We start from the raw sequence: 18,398 nt of genomic DNA, 5'->3' as shown, positions 1-18,398 counted from the left end.
CCAAGATCGCGTGATGCCATCCACAGACACGCGACAGGCACAGCACCGCGCGCCGGAGAAGCGCCCAACAAAAAGCCCCGCAGCGATGCGGGGCTGTTTGTTGAATCGCACGCCGCGATGCGCGGACGTGTCGGGATTTACCAGGTGAAGCGCGGACCGACGAACCACTGCGCGTCGTTGTCGGCGAACTTCACGTCGGCGTTGATGCCCCAGTTGGAAGTGAACTTGTACTGCGCGCCCAGGCGGCCGTAGAAGTCGCCGTCGTAATCCGAGCCGTCTTCCCAACCGGCGAAGGCATAGCCTTCCAGCTGCGGCAGGATCGAACCGCGGATGCCGACCTCGGCGCTGTACCCGTCGAAGTCGGCGCCGCGATAGCGGATGCCGGCCACGCGATAGTCGTCTTCGCTCAGGCGCTCGAAGGCCGCACGGCCGACCAGATCGATGTTGCGGCTGATCTCGCGGTTGTAGCCAAAGCCAATGCGCCACTGGTCGTAGCTGTAGTCGGACTGGTCGTAGTCCTGCGCGGTGTAGCCGCCGAAGATGTGGAAGTTCGGCGCGATGGCGACCGAGCCGTTCAAGCCCCAGCCATCCGCATCCGGGCCGTTGTCCAGGCGGGTGGTGGCGTAGCCGCCTTCGACGTAGTTGTAGGAAATGCCATCGGCGGCGGAAGCGGCGAACGGCATGCCTGCCAGGAGCGACAGGACCAACAGGGTCTTCTTCATGATCAACCTTCTCGAATGCGAATACGTGATGCGACGGACGCGTTTGGATTGCGTAAGCACAAGGTCAATTATCTGTTGCGCCGGCAAACCGCGACTGAACTCGAAACTGACGCACGGATAAAGCGGCGTGTGCCCCGCCAGCCTTTTTGCGGATGGGTCAGCGCTAGGTCAGCGTCCGCAGCAGGCGATAGGCCACGGTGCGTCGCTTGGGCGACATGGCGCGTAGTAGCGCAAGCACGCTGGCTTCCAGTTCGTCCCGCGCCAGTTCCGCGGTGGTGAGGGCTTGTTGCAACCGGTCGTCGCCGTGCGCGGCCTCACCCCGGCCGGTGGCCAGCCACTCGAAATGCACCCGCGTGGCCACCGCCACCTGGGCCAGGTGATGCACGCTGGGGCAGGTGCCACCCTCGCGTTCCCATTGCGCCACCGCGCTGCGCTGGACGCCGACCATTCGCGCCAGTTGTTGCTGCGAGAACCCCGAAACGCGCCGTGCGCGCCGGATCCGGTTGGCCATGCAGGTCATGCGTTCACCCCCTGAAAGGTCCCTGCGGACGTTGATCCCTGTCCCAGTTAATGGGGCACAACGACGTTGTACAGAATCGCTGTCACTTCCGAAAAAACATCGTGTCCCTGAGGTCCGGGCCGCCACGATGAAGGGAATCTAACCGGTCCTGCTGCGAGCAAATGCGTTGAGCATCTAAATTCGGCCCGCTCATCATGGCCCCGCCAAGCCACAGGGGGCCCAACATGGAATGTAGGCTGCGCGCGTCGGGCGCGTCGCAAAAAACGTCATCGAGTGTCTCGTCGGTTCGAGCCGAGTGCCCGGGCAGTCCGTGATGCGTGCCTGGGTCCTGCGTTGCTGTCTGCTGTTGCTCGCATGCGGCGCCGGGATGGTCCATTTCCAGGCGTCGGCGCAGCAGGGATGCACCGCCGGCGCCTGCGTCTCGGCGGGCCCGCGCCTGGTCTCGGTCAACAGCACGCAGGGACCGCTGTTGAACCTGCTGTTCCGCACCCTGCTGCCGGGCACCAGCGTCAATGCCAGCGTGCTGGACTGGAACGCGTTGGCCCAGACCAACGTCAATCTCAATGCCCTGGTCACCCGGCTGGGCCTGAACCTCGGCCTGAGCGACACCAGCCAAGTCCTTGGCACGCAGATCACCCTGGCGCAGCTGCAGGCGGCGCTGGTGCAGGTGGCGCAGGCCGACGGCAGCACGGCCACGGTCAGCGCGTTGGGGTCGCTGAGCGGCGCCACGGGTGCGGCCAGCGGCACGTTCCAGCTTGGCCAGCTGCTGCAGGTTTCCTTGCCCAAGGGCGCGCTGAGCGATGTCAGGCTCAACGTGCTGGACCTGCTCACCGGCTCGGTGCAGCTGTACAACTACCGCAACGTGCTCACCACGCCGACGCCGGTGACGGTGGACACCGCGGCCCTAGGACTGACCGGGCTGGCGAGCCTGCAGCTGTGGCTGCAGGTGGTGGAACCGCCGGCCTACGTCTGTGGCAGCGCCGGGGCGCAGTTCCATAGCGGCGCCATCCGCGCCAAGCTCAACGCGCAGGCGGTCAACAACTTCGACCTGGCAGCGGTGCTGGCCGCGCTCGACGCGCTCGGTGTCGCCAACGCGAGCGTGAGCGCCGATGCGCTCAAGGTGCAGGCCTACGCCGACATCGCCCGCGCCGAAGGCAGCCTGGGCACGGTCGATGGCCTGAACAACGCGGTGAGCTTCACCGCGCGTCCGGGTCTGGTGAACCTATACGTCGGCAGCATCGCCGATGCGGTGTTCTTCAACCGCAGCCAGGTCATCACCAGCGCGGTGGTGGGCGTGCAGGAGCTGACCCGGCTCTACGTGGGCTTTCGGGTCTCGCTGCTGGGCATCGGGGTGGTGGACGTGCAGGTGCCGCTGTCGGTCAATGCCAAGGCGGCGGCGACCGGCTCCCCCGCGCTGCAGAGCTTCACCGTCAGCGGCCCGTTTCCGCAGACGCGCACTGCCTCCTCAGGGACGGTGAGCGCCACCAACCTGATCTCCGAGCTGGTCAACAACCTGGTGCTGAGCATCGGCACCGGCACCATCGTGGCCAAGGTCGCCGGCATCCAGATCGCCACGCCGCAGGCCGTCATCAACCTGGTCAACTCGCTGGTGGTGACCGTGCAGGGGTTGCTGGCCGCGCAGGTCAATACCGTGGTGGCGCCGGTGCTGCGGGTGCTGCTGGGCGATGTGGTGGACAACCTGCTGGGCCTGCTGGGCATCCGCATCGGCAATGCGGTGTTCACCGTGGAAGGCATCGCACGCAGCTGCTTGGCGGTGTTGAAGCTGCAGAAGGTGCTTTCGCCGACCGGCAACGGCGGTCGCTTCGATCTGAGCATCCGCCAGGGCAGCACGGTGGTGGCCAGCGCCAGCGGCGTGGGTCACGACGGCGTCACCGGCGAGGTGGTGACCACGGCCGAAACCGACTACCTGCTGGCGGAGACCGCGGCCAGCGGCACCGTGCTCAGCAGTTATGCCAGCACCTGGGCCTGCAGCGACCAGAACGGCAATGCGCTGGCCTCCGGCACCGGCACGTCCTTCACCTTCACCACCCCGGCGATCCGCAACACGCAGCTGCTGGTGACCTGCCGCATCACCAATCGCGTGCTGTCGGCAGACCTGAGCATCAGCAAGAGCGACAGCGCCACCAGCTACACGCCCGGCGGCACGGCCACGTATGTGATCACCGTGCGCAACGCCGGCCCCGACGCGGTGACCGGCGCGGTGGTCAACGACACCTTGCCCACTGGAGCGACGCTGTCCGCGCCGTGGACGTGCACCGCCAGCGGCGGCGGCGCGTGCGGGGCGGCGGCCGGCGGGGCGGCCGGACAGGCCAGCCTCAGCGCCACCGTGGACCTGCCACTCAATGGCCAGGTGGTGATCAGCGTGCCGGTGAAGTTCAGCGCCGGAACCGGCAGTTACTGAGGCCGGCGCGCGCATGGAACGCCCCGGCCTTTTCATGGCACGCACAGGCAGGGCGCAGCGGCTGCGGCGCATCAGCGGCGCGCTTGGCGCCATTGTCCTGTGCGGCGCCGCGTTGCCATCGCTGGCGCAGACCTATCCCGGCACGCTATCCAACACCGCCACGGTCACCTCGCCGGCCGGGGTCAGCGATCCGGATGCGGGCAACAACAGCAGCACCGACCAGAACGCGCTACAGGCGCAGGCGGACCTGGCCATCGCCAAGACCATCCTGACGCCGCTGCCGGCGCGCGCCGGCAGCGAGGTGCACTATCGCATCGTCGTCAGCAACGCCGGCCCGTCGGTGGCCACAGGCGTGAGCGTGAGCGACACGGTGCCGGCGCAGCTGCAGGGGGTGAGCTGGACCTGCGCGGCCACCGGGGCCGCCTCCTCCTGCGGCACGGCCGCCGGCACCGGCAACCTGAGCGCGCTGATCACCATCGCCCCGACCGAACTGGTCACCCTGGACGTGCGCGGCACCGCGCCGGCGCTCACCCCAGCAACCATCGCGGCCAACACCGCCAGCCTGGCGCTGCCTTCGGGCGTGAGCGATCCGGCACCAGGCAACAACAGCGCCACCACCGCCGCGATCCAGGTCCAGCCGCCAGCGTTGGTGGCCAACGCTGATGCGTTCGGCCCGGTCAACGGCCATGCCGGCGCGGCCAACCTCGGCTCGGTGCTGACCAACGACAGCTTCGACGGCAACGCCGCCACTGCGGCCCTGGTGGTGGTCACCGCAGTGACCGCGCAGGATGGGGTCAGCATCGCCGAAGACGGCACGGTGACGCTGGCGCCGAACCGGCCTGCCGGCACGGTCACCGTGCCCTACACGGTGTGTCAGCGCGGCAATCCGGGCAACTGCCAGAGCAGCAGCGCCAGCGTGCAGGTCGTGGCCGCACCCATCGTGGCCAATCCAGATTCGGTCGGGCCGGTGCTGTCGTCCGGCAGCCAGCAGTCCGGCCTTGGCAATGTGTTGCTCAACGACACCTTCGATGGCGCCGTGGCCAGCGCAGGCACGGTGCTGCTGACGTCCGCCGCCAACGGCCCGGTCAGCATCGACGCCGGCGGCGACATCGTCGTGGCCGCCAATGCCGCGGCCGGCAGCTACCAGGTCAGCTACATCCTGTGCGACCGCCTCAACCCAGGCAGCTGCAGCACCGCGGTGGCCATGGTGACGGTGGTGGCGCCTGCCCCGGTGGTGGACGCGGTGGATGACGTGGTGCTGCCCGCGCCGGGGGCCAGCGGGGTGATCGGCAACGCGCTGGCCAACGACACGCTTGGCGGCCAGCCGGCCAGCGCGGCCACGGTCACCCTGACCTCGACGCCGCAGGCGCCGCTGTCCTTGTCGGCCAGTGGCGAAATCCTCCTGGCCGCCAACGCGGCGCCGGGCAGCTATCAGCTGAGCTACCGGATCTGCCAGACCGGCGATGTCGGCAATTGCGACACCGCCACAGTGAGCGTGCAGGTGGCCGCGCCGTCGGTGGTGGCGGTGGGCGATTCAACCAGCCCGGTGGTCGCAGGCGTGGGCGCTACCGGCATCGGCAACGTGCTGGGCAACGACAGCTACAACGGCGACCCTGCGAGCACGGCCAACGTCAGCTTGGCGCCGGTGGTGGAGCAGGGCGTCACCATCAACAGCGATGGCAGCGTCGACGTGGCCGCCAGTGCCGGCGTAGGCGTGCATACCCTGAGCTACACCATCTGCAGCCTGGCCAGCCCGGGCATATGCGCGAGCGCACAGCTGAGCGTGCGGGTGAACGCGGCCCCACCCGTGGTCGACGCGGTGGACGACGTGGTGACGCCCGCGCTGGGCGCCAGCGGGGCGGTCGGCAACGTGCTGGACAACGACACCATCGGTGGCCAGGCGGCCCGCCCTGCCACGGTCACCGTGACCGCCACGCCCTCGGCCGCGCTCGCAGTGGCGGCCGACGGCACCATCACCCTGGCATCGGGCACCGCGCCGGGCACGTATCAACTGGGCTACCAGCTCTGCCAGGCCGGTGGCCCCAGCAACTGCGATACCGCCACGGTCACCGTGCACGTGCCGGCGCCGCCGGTGCTGGTGGCCAACCCCGATACCGCCGGGCCGGTGCAGGCTGGCATGGCCCGGACCGGCATCGGCCAGGTGTTGGTCAACGACACCTACAACGGCGCACCGGCGACCACGGCCAACGTCACGCTGACGCCGGTGGTGGAGCAGGGCATCACCATCCACAGCGATGGCAGCGTGGATGTCGCGGCCAGCGTGACCGCAGGCGATTACACCCTGGCCTACCGCATCTGCAGCGTGCTGGCCCCGGCGACGTGCAGCGATGCGACGCTGACGGTCCAGGTCAGTGCCGCCCCGCCCATCGTCGATGCGGTGGACGATGTCTACACGGTCCTTGCCGGCAGCAGCGGCGCGCTAGGCAATGTGCTGGGCAACGACACCATCGGCGGCGCCACGCCGACGACGGCCACGGTCGTGCTGACCTCGGCTGCGCAAGGCCCGTTGAGCCTGGATGCCGCTGGCCAGGTGCTGCTGGCCAGCGGCGCGGCGGCGGGCAGCTACCGCCTGGACTACCAGATCTGCCAGCTCGGCAATGCCGGCAACTGCGACACGGCCACGGTGACCGTGCAGGTCACCACGCCGCTGGTCCAGGCCAATGCCGACACCCTCGGCCCTCTCATCGCCGGCGTTGCGCACACCAATGTCGGCAACGTGCTGGCCAACGATCTCTACAACGATGCGGCCGCCACCACGGCCACGATCAACCTGGCGCCGGTGTCCTCGCAGGGCATCAGCGTCCGCGCCGATGGCAGCGTCGATGTGGCCGCGCAGGTCGGCGCGGGCAGCTACGTGCTCACCTACAGGATCTGCAGCGTGGTGGATCCGGCCACCTGCAGCGATGCCCAGCTCAGCGTCCAGGTCCGGGCCGGCCCGCAGCCGATCGATGCGGTCGACGATGCGATCACGGTGCGGGCGGGCAGCAGCGGCAGCATCGGCAACGTGCTGGGCAATGATGCGCTGGGCGGTAGCCCGGCAACCCTGGGCGCCATCGTGCTCACGGCCGCGCCCCAGGCGCCGTTGAGCCTGGATGCCAACGGCAACGTGCAGCTGGCCGCGGGCGCGGCGGCGGCCAGCTACGACCTGACCTACCAGATCTGCGAATCCGACCACCCCGACAACTGCGATGTGGCGGTGGTGACGGTGCTGGTGCGCACGCCGTCCATCGTCGCCAACGACGATACGGCAGGGCCGGTGGTGGCAGGGCTTGCGCATGCCGGCATCGGCAACGTGCTGGCCAACGATACCTACGACGGCGTGCTGGCCAGCAGCGCCGATGTCGCGCTCAGCCAGCTCTCCGGCAGCGATGCCGGCATCAGCATCGGCAGCGATGGCCGCATCGATGTCGCCGCGACCGCCACGGTGGGCCAGCACATCGCCGGTTACCGCATCTGCGCGGTCGACGACGCCGACAACTGCACCACGGCCCAGCTCAGCGTGCAGGTCAGCGCCCCGCCGCCCACCGTGGACGCGGTGGACGACGTGTTCGCGCCGGCCACGCATGCCGCGGGGGTGGTCGGCAATGCGCTCGTCAACGACACCCTGGGTGGGCAGCTGGTGCAGCCGGGCGATGTGCGGGTGACGCCCAACAGCGATGGGCCGCTGGCCATCGATGCCGCCGGTGAGGTCACCCTGGCCGCAGGCACACCAGCGCGCAGCTACCAGCTGAGCTACCAGCTGTGCGCAGCCGCCAACGCCAGCAACTGCGACAGCGCCACGGTGACCGTGCACGTGCCAGCCGGCGTGCTGGTGGCCGCCGACGACGCGGCCCAGGTCGTGGCCAGCGCCAGCGCGCAGGACGGGGTGCTCAATGTGCTGGACAACGACAGCCTGGACGGCAGCCTGCCGGCCACCGGGGTGCGCCTGGAGCCGGCGGGCAACGGCCCGGTCGCCATCGCCGCCGATGGCAGCGTCGGCATCGCCGCCAACCCGCTGCCCGGCACCTACGCGGTGCCCTATCGCCTGTGCGAGGTGCTCAATCCGGCCAACTGCGCCGAGGCCACCCTGCAGGTGGTCATCGCCGCCGCGCCGGTGGTGGTGACCGCCACGGACGATGCCTTCGGCCCGGTGACCGGCAACATCGGCGGTGCCAATGTCGGCAACGTGCTGGGCAACGACCTGATCGGTGGCGCGGCCGCCAGCGTGGCCAATGCGCTGCTCGCGCCGGTGAGCACCGGGCCGTTGCGGGTCAATGCCGATGGCAGCGTGGATGTGGCGGCGGGGACCGGCACGGGCGATTACACCGCCACCTACACGCTGTGCGAGCGCGACGCGCCGGGCAACTGCGCCACGGCGCTGCTCACCGTGCAGGTCCGTCCGGCGGTGATCGCGGCCAATGACGACATCACCGCCCCGGTCGATGGCCTGGAAGGCGGCCTCAACGTCGGCAACGTGCTGGGCAACGACACCCTGGGCGGCGACCCGGCCACGCCGGCGGCGGTCACGCTGGTGCCCATCAGCCAGGGTGGAGTGACGATCAACGCCGATGGCAGCGTGGATATCGCGCCCAATACGCCGCAGGGCACGGTGCAGATCACTTACCGGATCTGCGAGACCATCAACGCCAGCAACTGCGATACGGCCATCGCACGCATCGTGGTGGCCGGTGCGGCGCTGGTGGCGGCCCCCGACAGCGCCGGCCCGGTTCCCGGCAATGTCGGCGCCGTCAACGTGGCCAACGTGCTGGCCAACGACAGCATCAACGGCGTGGGCGCCACCCCGGGCAATGTCACGCTCAGCCAGCTCAGCGGCGGACCGGCCCTGACGGTGCAGGCCGACGGTGGTGTCGATGTGGCCGCGGGTCTGGCCGCGGCCAGCTACGTGGCGCGCTATCGCATCTGCCAGCCGCTCAATCCGGCCAACTGCCAGGAAGCGCAGGTCACCGTCGAGGTGGTGGCCCCGCCGATCCTGGCCAACGACGATGCCTTCGGGCCCGTGGATGCGACCAGCGCCAGCGTGCAGGCCGGCGATGTGCTGGACAACGACCTGGTCGGGGGTCAGCCGGCCACGCCGGCGGAGGTGACGCTGACCCGCACCGGGGGCGATGCCGCCATCGGCCTGGACCCGGCCACCGGCATGGTCACCGTGGTCGCCGGGACCGCCGTGGGCAGCCATGCGGCGACCTATCGGATCTGCGAGCGGCGCAATCCCGGCAACTGCGCAAGTGGGACGGTGACGGTGCTAGTGGCCGCTGCGCCGGCCACGATCCTGGCGGTGGACGACCGCTTCGACGCGGTGGCCGCCACCACCGGCGCCAATAACATCGGCAACGTGCTGGCCAACGACACGCTGCATGGGCTGGCGGCCACCACGGCCGAGGTGGTGGTGGTCGCGGCCAGCAACGCGCATCTGTCCATCGACGTGGCCGGCCAGGTCGACGTGGCACCGGGAACGCCGGTCGGTGCGTACACGCTGGCCTACCGCATCTGCCAGACCACCCGCATCGACAATTGCGACACCGCCACGGTCACCGTGGGCGTGGTGGCCGCCGTGCTGGTGGCCAACGACGACACCGCCGGCCCGTTTTCCAGTGCCGTGGGCGCCGACCATGGCGGCAACCTGCTGTTCAACGACACCCTCAACGGCATGCCGGCCACCACCGCCACTGTCGCGGTGGTGCCCTCCACGCAAGGACCGCTGACGATCAACAGCGACGGCACCGTGTCGGTGCCCTCCGGGACGCCGGCGGGGAGCTATCCGGCGCGCTATCGGGTCTGCGAGCTGGCATACCCGGGCAACTGCGCCGAAGCCGACGTGTCGGTGGTGGTCTCCGCCGCGCCGGTGGTGGTCAACGCCATGCGCGATACCTTCGGCCCGGTCGCCAGTGGCGTGGGCGGCACCAACATCGGCAACGTGCTGGCCAACGACGAGGTCAACGGCGCGCCGGCCACGCTGGCGGTTGTCTCGGTGGCCCCCCAGTACCAGGCGCCGGTGCGCCTGAACGCCGATGGATCGGTGGATGTGGACACCACCGCGCTGGCGGGCACCTACACGCTGAGCTACGCGCTGTGCGAGCTGGCCGACCCTGGCAATTGCGACACCACGCAGCTGACCGTCAACGTCGTTGGCGCCACGGTGCTGGCCAACCCCGATTCATTCGGCCCGGTCGACGGGGCGCTGGGCAGCGCCAATCTCGGCAACGTGCTGGCCAACGACACGGTCAATGGGCAGCCGGCCACCACCACCAGCATCCGTCTGGACGACACGGTGTCCGGCCCGCTGCGCGTGGACAGCGACGGCCACGTGGAACTGGCGGCGGGGACCGCGCCGGGCACCTATGTGCTGGTCTACCAGATCTGCGGCGCCATCAACGTCGCCAACTGCGCGCGCGCGGGGGTCACGGTGACGGTGGTGCGCGGCAGCGCCACGGTGGACGCGGTGGACGATGTGCTGGGCCCGGTGGTCGGCGCGGCCGGCGGCACCAATGTCGGCAACGTGCTGACCAACGACCTGGCCAACGGCGCGCCGGCCACCATCACCACCGCGACGGTCACCCCGGCCAGCAACGGTCCGCTCACGGTCAATGCCAATGGCAGCGTGGACGTGGCCGGCAGCACCCGCGTGGGCAGCTACAGCCTGAACTACCAGCTGTGCGCGCTGGGCAGCACCAGCGACTGCGACACCGCCACGCTGACGGTGAACGTGGTGGCCGCCGCCATCATCGCCAACAACGATGCGCTGGGTGCGGCGCTTCCCGGCAGCTATGCCACCGGCAACGTGCTGGCCAACGATGCGCTCAATGGCGCTGGCGCCAGCCTGGATCTGGTCAGCCTGACCTCGGTCGGCAGCGGGCCGCTGACGGTGGAGAACGACGGCCGGGTGCTGGTGGCCGCCAACGCCGCGCCCGGCACCTACAGCGTCCGCTATCGCATCTGCGAGCGGCTCAACGCCGGCAGCTGCGCCGAGGCCGATGCGCAGGTGCTGGTGGCCGCCGCGCCGCAGGCGGTGGTGGCGGCCGACGATGGCTTCGGCCCGGTGGTGCGCGGCAGCGCCGGGGTGGGCAACGTGCTGGGCAACGACACCGTCGCCGGACTGCCGGCCACCCCCGCCAACGTGGTGCTCACCCCGGTGTCCAACGCCGCCCTGGCGGTGGCCGCCGATGGCACGGTCAACGTGCTGGCGGCCGCGCCGACGGGCACCCAGACCCTGACCTACACCGTCTGCGAGCTGGCCAATCCCGACAATTGCGCCAGCGCGCTGCTGAGCGTGCAGGTGCGCGATCTGGCGCTGGTGGCCGGCGACGATGCGCTGGGGCCGGTCAATGGTGTCGGCGGTGCGGTCGACATCGGCAATGTGCTGGCCAACGACACGGTGGACGGCGCGTCCGCCAGCACCGCGCTGGTCGGCATCGCCTCCACCGCGTCCGGCCCGGTCACGGTCGCGGCCAACGGCAGCGTCTCGGTTGCGCCCAACACCGCGGCGGGCGAGTACACGGCCAGCTACCGGATCTGCGAGCTGGCCAATCCCGACAACTGCGCCAGTGCTGTGGTGCGCGTGCAGGTCGCGGCAGGAGCCACCAGCGTTGCCGCCAACGCCGACAGCTTCGGCCCGGTCGGCGGCGCCGCCGGCAGCGCCAATGTGGGCAACGTGCTGGCCAACGACCAGATCGAGGGCGGCGCGGCCACCCCGGCCAACGTCAGCCTGACCGCCACCGACACGGCCGCGCTCTCGATCGATGCCCAGGGCGTGCTGCACGTGGCCGCCGGAACCGCGGCAGGCACCTACACGATCCCGTACACGATCTGCGACCGCAACGACGGCGCGCGCTGCGCCAGCGCCACGGCCAGCGTGCTGGTGGCGGCGGCGACGATCGCGGCCAGCGCCGATGCCTTCGGCCCCATCGACGGCAGCGCCGGCGGCAGCAGCCTGGGCAACGTGCTGGCCAACGACACGCTGGATGGCAGCGCCATGGTGCCAAGCGCGGTGCTGGTGACCTCCACCGCGGCCGCGCCATTGGCCATCGATGCCAGCGGCAACCTGGCGCTGGCGCCGGGCGCGGCGGCAGGCACCTACAGCGCGCAATACACCGTGTGCGAGCGGCTCAACCCGGGCAACTGCGCCAGCGCGCAGGTCACCGTGGAGGTGGTGGCCAGTGCGGCGATCGTGGCCAACCCCGACAGCCTGGGCCCGCTGCCGGCCGGCCCTGGCCTGGGCAATGTGCTGGACAACGACACGGTCGGCGGTGGCCCGGCCACGGGCCTGGTGACGCTGGCGCCGGTGAGCAGCGGGCCGCTGAGCATCGCCGGCGATGGCACGCTCTCGGTGGCCGCCGGCACGCCCGCCGGAACCTACGGCATCGTCTACCGGATCTGCCTGGCCGCCGACCCCACGCAATGCGCGCAGGCGAACGTGCAGGTGATCGTGGCCGCCGGTGCGCTGCTGGCGCAGGACGACACGATTGGCCCGGTCGGCAGCGGCGGCGGGGCCCTGGGTAACGTGCTCGGCAACGACACCCTGGGCGGCACGCCGGTGGACACCACGCGCGTGAGCCTGGCGCCGGTGGCCGCCGGGCCGTTGTCCATCGATGCCAACGGCGACATCACCCTGGCCAGCGGCACCGCCACCGGCACCTACACCCTGACCTACACCCTCTGCGAGCGCAGCAATCCGGCCAACTGCGCCAGCGCCGTGTTGCGCGTGAGCGTGCAGGGCGGGGTGCTGGTGGCCACCGACGATACCGCCGGCCCGCTCGATGGCACGGCCGGCGCGGCCAATGCGATCAACGTGCTGGCCAACGATCTCTACGACGGCGCGCCCGCCACCGCGAGCAATGTCAGCCTGGCACCGGTCACCCAGGGCCCGCTATCGGTCAGTGCCGATGGCCAGCTGAGCCTGGCGCCGGGCACGCCGGCGGGGACCTATGGGCTGCGCTATCGCATCTGCGATCTCGCCGCGCCTGCCGTGTGCGCCGAGGCCACGGTCACCGTCTCGGTGAGCGCCACGGCGATCACCGCCAACGACGATGCCGCGCAGACCGCGCAGGCCACCGCCGTGGTGATCGCGGTGCTGGCCAACGACGTGCAGGGCGCGGCCCAGGTCAATGCCGGCAACGTCACCCTGACCCAGGTCACTGCGCCGGGCAATGGCGCCGCGCTCAGCAATGGCGAGGGTGCGGTGGTCTATACCCCGGGGGCGGCCTTCACCGGCACCGACAATTTCCAGTACACGGTCTGCGAAAGCACCAATCCGGGCAACTGCGCCACCGCCACGGTGACGGTCACGGTGCAGCCCAACCAGATCGGCATCGCGCCGGACAGCGTGCAGATCACCAGTCCCGAGCCGGTGCAGATCGACGTGCTGGCCAACGACACCACCACCGGTGCGCCGCTGGACCGCGCCAGCCTGAGCATCGTGGCCGCGCCCGAGCACGGCAGCGTGCAGTGCAATGCCCAGGGCATCTGCCTGTTCACCCCCGTAGCCGGATACAACGGCCAGGACCGCTTCACCTATCGCGTCTGCGACACCAGCAGGCCGGCGCCGCTGTGCGGGACGGCCACGGTGACGCTGACCATCAGCGGCAATGCGCTGTTGGCGCGCCTGTCCAAGTGGGTGACCAGCCCGGTGATCAAGGTCGGCGGCCTGGCCCGCTTCACCGTGCGCGCGGAGAACGCCAGCGGCCTGCCGATCACCAACGCCATGCTGGTCAACGGCATTCCGCCCGGTTTCACCTATGTGCCGCAGCAGATCGTGGTCAGCTACGACCAGGGCCCGCAGCCGGCGACCGCGGCGCGCAGTGGCGGCAGCATCACCCCCGCCTCGGTCGATGCGCCGGTGCGGATCAACGCGCAGGGCCAGGAGTGGCTGGTGTCCACCGACCCGCTGACCATCGGCGGGATCGATATCGCGCCCGGCGGCTCGGCCACGTTCTCGTTCTACCTGCGGGCCGGCGCCACGGTGACCGGCGGGGTCTATGAGAGCGATGCGATCCTGCGCACCACCGAGGGCGTGGCGCTGACCAACGAGGCCTCGGCCGAGGTCATGCTGGAGGTCGATCCGGCCGAAGCGGAGAGCCTGATCGTCGGATCGGTGTTCGCCGACGACAACGGCAACGGCATCCAGGACCCGGGCGAGCGTGGCCTGCCGGGCGTGCGCGTGGGCTCGGTCGAAGGCCTGGTCACCCAGACCGACGGCTACGGCCGCTACCACCTGGTGGGCATCGCGCCGGGCACCTCGGCGCGCGGCAACAACTTCATCCTCAAGGTCGATGCCGCGACCCTGCCGCCCGGCGCGGCGTTCACCACGCCCAACCCGCGCGTGCGTCGCATCACCGCCGGGCCACCCACCCGCTTCGACTTCGGCGTGCGGCTGCCGCCGGGCGCCTTGGCCACGTCCGCGCAGGCCGGCACGGCCGGCCGCCTGCAGGTGGGCCAGGCGCTGTTCGAAGCCGGGCGCGCGCCGCTGCGGCCGCAGCATGCAGCCGCGCTCGATGGCATGGCCAAGGGGCTGGAGGTGGCACCTGGCACGGTCATCGTGCTGGCCGGCAGCGGGGGCGATGCGCTGTGGCTACAGCGCGCGCTGGCGCTGCGGCAGGCACTTGTCGAGCGCCTGCCGCCGGCCAGCGTGCAGACCCTACAGTTCCAGCAAGCGTCCTCGCCGACCGCTGCGCTGCGCGGAGGCGTGTTGCACGTGGCGGCCAGCGCGTTCGCCCCTGACGGCATCGCCCTGGCGCCGGAGGGGACCGCACTGGTGGACGCGATCGGCGAGGCGATCGCGCGTGGGGACATCGACCGGGTGGTGTTGCCGGCCGACGCCGACACGCCCGCGGCGGTGCAGGCACAGCGGCATCGCCTGCTGACCGACACGGTCAACGCCCGTCTGCCCGGGCCCATGCGCAGCCGCTGGCGCCTGGTGCAGGACGGCTCTGACGCCGCGGTCGATCCGACCGGCCAGGCAGGAGGACCCACGCCATGAGCGCGACCCGGCGTCGGCGAGGCGGCTTGCGCGCGATCGCATGGCCGGTGTTGGCCAGCTTTGCGCTGGTGCAGGGCATCCGCGCGCAGGATGCGGTGCCTGCGGCCAGCTGCGATGCGCAGTCCTGCAGCCAAGACGGACAGCTGTTGTACCGCTTTGACATGCCGCTGCAGAGCGCGCCGCCGCAGACCGCGCCGCCGCAGACCGCGCCATCGGCCACGCCGCTGGCCGCGCCTGCCGTGCCGCCGGCCGGGGTGATGAACGGCGATACCGGTCTGGAGTTGCCGCAGGGCGGGGTGATCTGGCTGACCGAGGACCCCACGCTCACGCGCCCGGCGCTGACCGTGCAGGCCGGCGCGCTGGCGCCGTTCGAGGCCGGCGCGATCCAGCGGCCGGTGCGCTTCCACAGCTTCAGCAACTACAGCGCCTTCATCGAGCGCCTGGTGGTCACCGTCTATCGCGCCAGCGACACCGACCTGGTCGCGCCGCTGGCCACCATCGAGATGCCGACCACGCCGATTGCCGACGCGCAGTGGGACGGCGCGCTGCCGGCCTCGCTCAACCTGCGCGTGGGCGACGAGCTGCTGTACGTGGCCCGCGCCTATGGCGCGCAGGGCAGCTTCGATGAGACCACTGCCCAACGCATCCGCCTGGTGACGCCGGCCGAGTTCAACCGCGGTTCGGAACTGGCCAGCGTCCAGCAGCTGCGCGAGAACGGGCAGGTAGTCAGCGGCAACGATGCGCAGGTGCTGGAACTGAGCGATGCCACCTACGGCCGCAACAACCTGCGCCTGCAGAACATCGTCATCCGCGGTGCGCGCGTGCGCGTGCAGGGCAGCGGGGTGCCGCGCGACACCCGCGTCAGCATCAACGGCCAGGTCTTCCCGGTGGACCAGAACGGCATGTTCAGTGCCGAGTTCCTCGAGCCGCTGGGCGAACATCTCTACGACGTGCGCGCCGTCTCCACCCAGGCGCCTGCGACCGGCAAGCAGCTGCGGGCCCAGGTCACCGGCAGCTACGCCTATGCGGTGGCCCTGGCCGATGCCACCTTCGGCCGCGGCAAGGTCAGCGCCAGCAACGGCATCTCCATCCGCGACAACAACTACCAGGAGGGCTTCGTCAACGAGGGCCGGCTGGCGTTCTATCTCAAGGGCAGGACCCGCGGCAAATACGTGTTCACCGCCCAGGCCGACACCCGCAACAACCAGCTGGACCATCTGTTCGACGGCTTCTTCGAGGCCGACCCGCAGGACATCTTCTGGCGCCTGGACCCGGACCTGTACTACCCGACCTACGGCGACGACTCGCTGACTTACCGCGACGTGGACACCCAGGGCAAGCTGTACCTGCGCGCGGACTGGGACCAGAGCCAGGCGCTGTGGGGCAACTACCTCACCGGCATCACCGGCACCGAGTATGGCCAGTACAGCCGCGCGCTGTACGGGGCGGCACTGAGCTGGCGCTCGCCGGCGACCACGCCCCTGGGCGAGGCGCGCCGGGAGCTGCGGGTGTTCGGCTCGCAGGCACGGACCTCGGCCGGCCACAGCGAGTTCCTCGGCACCGGCGGCAGCCTGTACTACCTGCGCCACACCGACATCCTGCGCGGATCGGAGCAGGTGGTGCTGGAGATCCGCGACCCCACCACCGGCCTGACCGAAAGCCGCGTCAACCTGCAGCGCAACGTCGACTACGAGATCGACGAGCTGCAGGGGCGGCTGATCCTGACCCGCCCGCTGGCGCAGATCACCCGCGAGAACGTGCGCACGCTGACCCGCGAGACGCCGCTGGATGGCTATGGCCAGCTGCTGTTGGTGGATTACGAATACGTGCCCAGCGGCTTCCAGGGCGAGGACCTGGCGCTGGGCTTCCGCGGCAAGCAGTGGGTCAACGACCACCTTGCCGTGGGCGCTACCTATGTCGATGACGACAGCGGCGGCAGCGACTATTCGCTCAAGGGCGCGGACCTGACCCTTCAGGCCGGCCGTGGCACCTACCTCAAGGCCGAGATCACCCAGAGCGAGGCCACGGCCACGCCGGTGTTCTATTCGGACAACGGCGGCCTGAGCTTCATCCAGCGCAATCCCACCAGCGCCGCGCGCCGTGGCGAGGCCTGGGCCCTGGACGCGCGCGCCAACCTGCGCGAGCTGGGCCTGACCCCGCTGGACTGGAGCGTGGGCGCGTGGTGGCGCGAGGTCGATGCGGGCTTTTCCATCTCCCGCTTCGATAACGGCGCGCCGGTGCAGGAGTACGGCGCGGAGTTCCTGGGCTACTTCACCACCGATTTCAGTCTCTACGGCCGCTACTCGCGCGCCGAACAGGGGCCGCAGTCGCTGGCGCAGACCCAGCTGACCATGGACTGGCGCCTGGACGAGCGCCAGCGCCTGGGCGCGGAGCTGCGCAACGTGGACCAGCAGGGCAGCACGGTGGATGCCGATGCGCTGCTGGTGGCGGCCAGCTACCGCTACCAGATCACCGTGCCGCTGGAGCTCTACGGCGTGGCCCAATACACCGCCGATGACGACCGCGGGCGCTATGCCCGCAACAACAGGCTCACCGTGGGCGCCAACTACCAGACCACCGACCGCCTCACCCTGGGCGCGGAAGCCAGCGATGGCAGCCGCGGCTTCGGCACCGCCCTGCAGGCCGAGTACCGCGTGCGTCCGGAGCAGACCGTGTATGGCAGCTACCGGTTCACCTCCGAGGACCTGGGCGACAACCTCTGGTACGACCCCAGCCAGCAGAACGGCTGGACCCTGGGCCAGCGTTGGCGGGTGACCGACCGCACCAACGTGTTCAACGAAAGCCAGTACCTGAAGGACGTGGGCAGCGATGCCTCCGGCCTGACCCACACCGTGGGCATGGATGTCTCCCCGGCGGTGGGCTGGACGCTGGGCGCCACGGTGATGGATGGCCAGCTCGACGCGCTCAGCGGCCGCGTGGACCGCCGCGCCTACAGCCTCAGCGGCGGCCGTACCGACGAGCGCATGCAGTGGACCAGCAAGCTGGAATACCGCCGCGACAGCGGCGCGGAGAGGCGCACGCAGTGGGTGACCACCAACCGCATGGCCTACCGCCTCAGCGAGGACTGGCGCCTGGCGCTGCGCGCCAACTACGCCGACACCGAGGACGATCTCAACCCCCTGGCCGGCGCCAAGCTGGCCGAGATCAACACCGGCTTTGCCTGGCGCCCACACGACAGCACGCGCTGGGCCGCCTTCGGCCGCTACACCTACCTGTACGACGTGGCCACGCAAGGGCAGGAAGGGGCCAGCATCTACGACCAGCGCTCGCACGTGCTGGCACTGGAAGGCATCTACCAGCTCAACGACCACTGGGAGCTCGGCGGCAAGCTGTCCGCGCGCCGCGGCGAGTATCGCGATGGCCGCGGCGTGGGCCAGTGGCTGGACAGCCGCACCGAGTTCGCCGCCCTGCAGCTGCGCTATGCGCTGCTGGCGCGCTGGGACGCGCTGGCCGAGTACCGCATGACCACCGTGTCCGACAGCCCGGACCGCACCGGCTGGCTGATCGGGGTGGACCGCCAGATCGGCGAGAACTTCCGCATCGGCATCGGCTGGAACTTCACCCACTTCGGCGAGGACCTGACCCGGATCCACTACGACCGCCACGGCTTCTTCGTGAACCTGGCCGGCTACTACTGACCGGCCCTGGGCCTGCCCAGACGCCTTGCCGTTTGAAGCACCCGGGCTGCGCGTGGCGGGCTCAGCGCGCCGGTGAGGGCCG

Annotated in this window: 5 protein-coding genes; 3 read left to right on the top strand and 2 right to left on the bottom strand. The window is 70.4% G+C overall.

The genetic code is table 11. The annotated features are described in order from the left end of the window. Positions 1 to 137: 137 nt before the first annotated feature. On the bottom strand, positions 138 to 722 hold the full coding sequence (locus EPA99_RS18095) for a porin family protein (protein WP_129472662.1): 585 nt from the start codon (positions 720 to 722) through the stop codon (positions 138 to 140). A 163-nt stretch (positions 723 to 885) separates the two neighbouring features. Further along, positions 886 to 1,233, bottom strand: coding sequence for a helix-turn-helix transcriptional regulator (locus tag EPA99_RS18090; protein ID WP_241688466.1), 348 nt, complete (start codon positions 1,231 to 1,233; stop codon positions 886 to 888). A gap of 322 nt (positions 1,234 to 1,555) precedes the next feature. Here EPA99_RS18090 and EPA99_RS18085 point away from each other — a divergent pair, with 322 nt between their 5' ends. The 3 genes from EPA99_RS18085 to EPA99_RS18075 are packed head-to-tail and all read left to right on the top strand — an operon-like array spanning position 1,556 to position 18,316. Further along, positions 1,556 to 3,664 carry a DUF11 domain-containing protein gene (locus tag EPA99_RS18085; RefSeq protein WP_129472660.1) on the top strand — a complete coding sequence of 703 codons (2,109 nt, stop codon included), beginning with the start codon at positions 1,556 to 1,558 and terminating at the stop codon, positions 3,662 to 3,664. Positions 3,665 to 3,698: 34 nt separating this feature from the next. Continuing rightward, a complete protein-coding gene (locus tag EPA99_RS18080) occupies positions 3,699 to 14,657 on the top strand; it encodes an Ig-like domain-containing protein (RefSeq protein ID WP_164978702.1) in 10,959 nt (3,652 codons plus the stop codon). Next, positions 14,654 to 18,316, top strand: a complete 3,663-nt coding sequence (locus EPA99_RS18075; protein ID WP_129472658.1) for a TonB-dependent receptor — start codon at positions 14,654 to 14,656, stop codon at positions 18,314 to 18,316. The genes EPA99_RS18080 and EPA99_RS18075 overlap by 4 nt, the downstream gene beginning before the upstream one ends. Positions 18,317 to 18,398 lie beyond the last annotated feature (82 nt).

The organism is Pseudoxanthomonas composti (genome assembly GCF_004122095.1).
Classification (GTDB): Bacteria; Pseudomonadota; Gammaproteobacteria; order Xanthomonadales; family Xanthomonadaceae; genus Pseudoxanthomonas_A; species Pseudoxanthomonas_A composti.
This window is presented reverse-complemented; position numbering and strand designations above follow the sequence as displayed.

Bases quoted from the DNA above. Each gene is read 5' to 3' on its own strand.
- EPA99_RS18095 (WP_129472662.1), bottom strand. From the start codon at position 722: ATGAAGAAGACCCTGTTGGTCCTGTCGCTCCTGGCAGGCATGCCGTTC.
- EPA99_RS18090 (WP_241688466.1), bottom strand. From the start codon at position 1,233: ATGGCCAACCGGATCCGGCGCGCACGGCGCGTTTCGGGGTTCTCGCAG.
- EPA99_RS18085 (WP_129472660.1), top strand. From the start codon at position 1,556: ATGCGTGCCTGGGTCCTGCGTTGCTGTCTGCTGTTGCTCGCATGCGGC.
- EPA99_RS18080 (WP_164978702.1), top strand. From the start codon at position 3,699: ATGGCACGCACAGGCAGGGCGCAGCGGCTGCGGCGCATCAGCGGCGCG.
- EPA99_RS18075 (WP_129472658.1), top strand. From the start codon at position 14,654: ATGAGCGCGACCCGGCGTCGGCGAGGCGGCTTGCGCGCGATCGCATGG.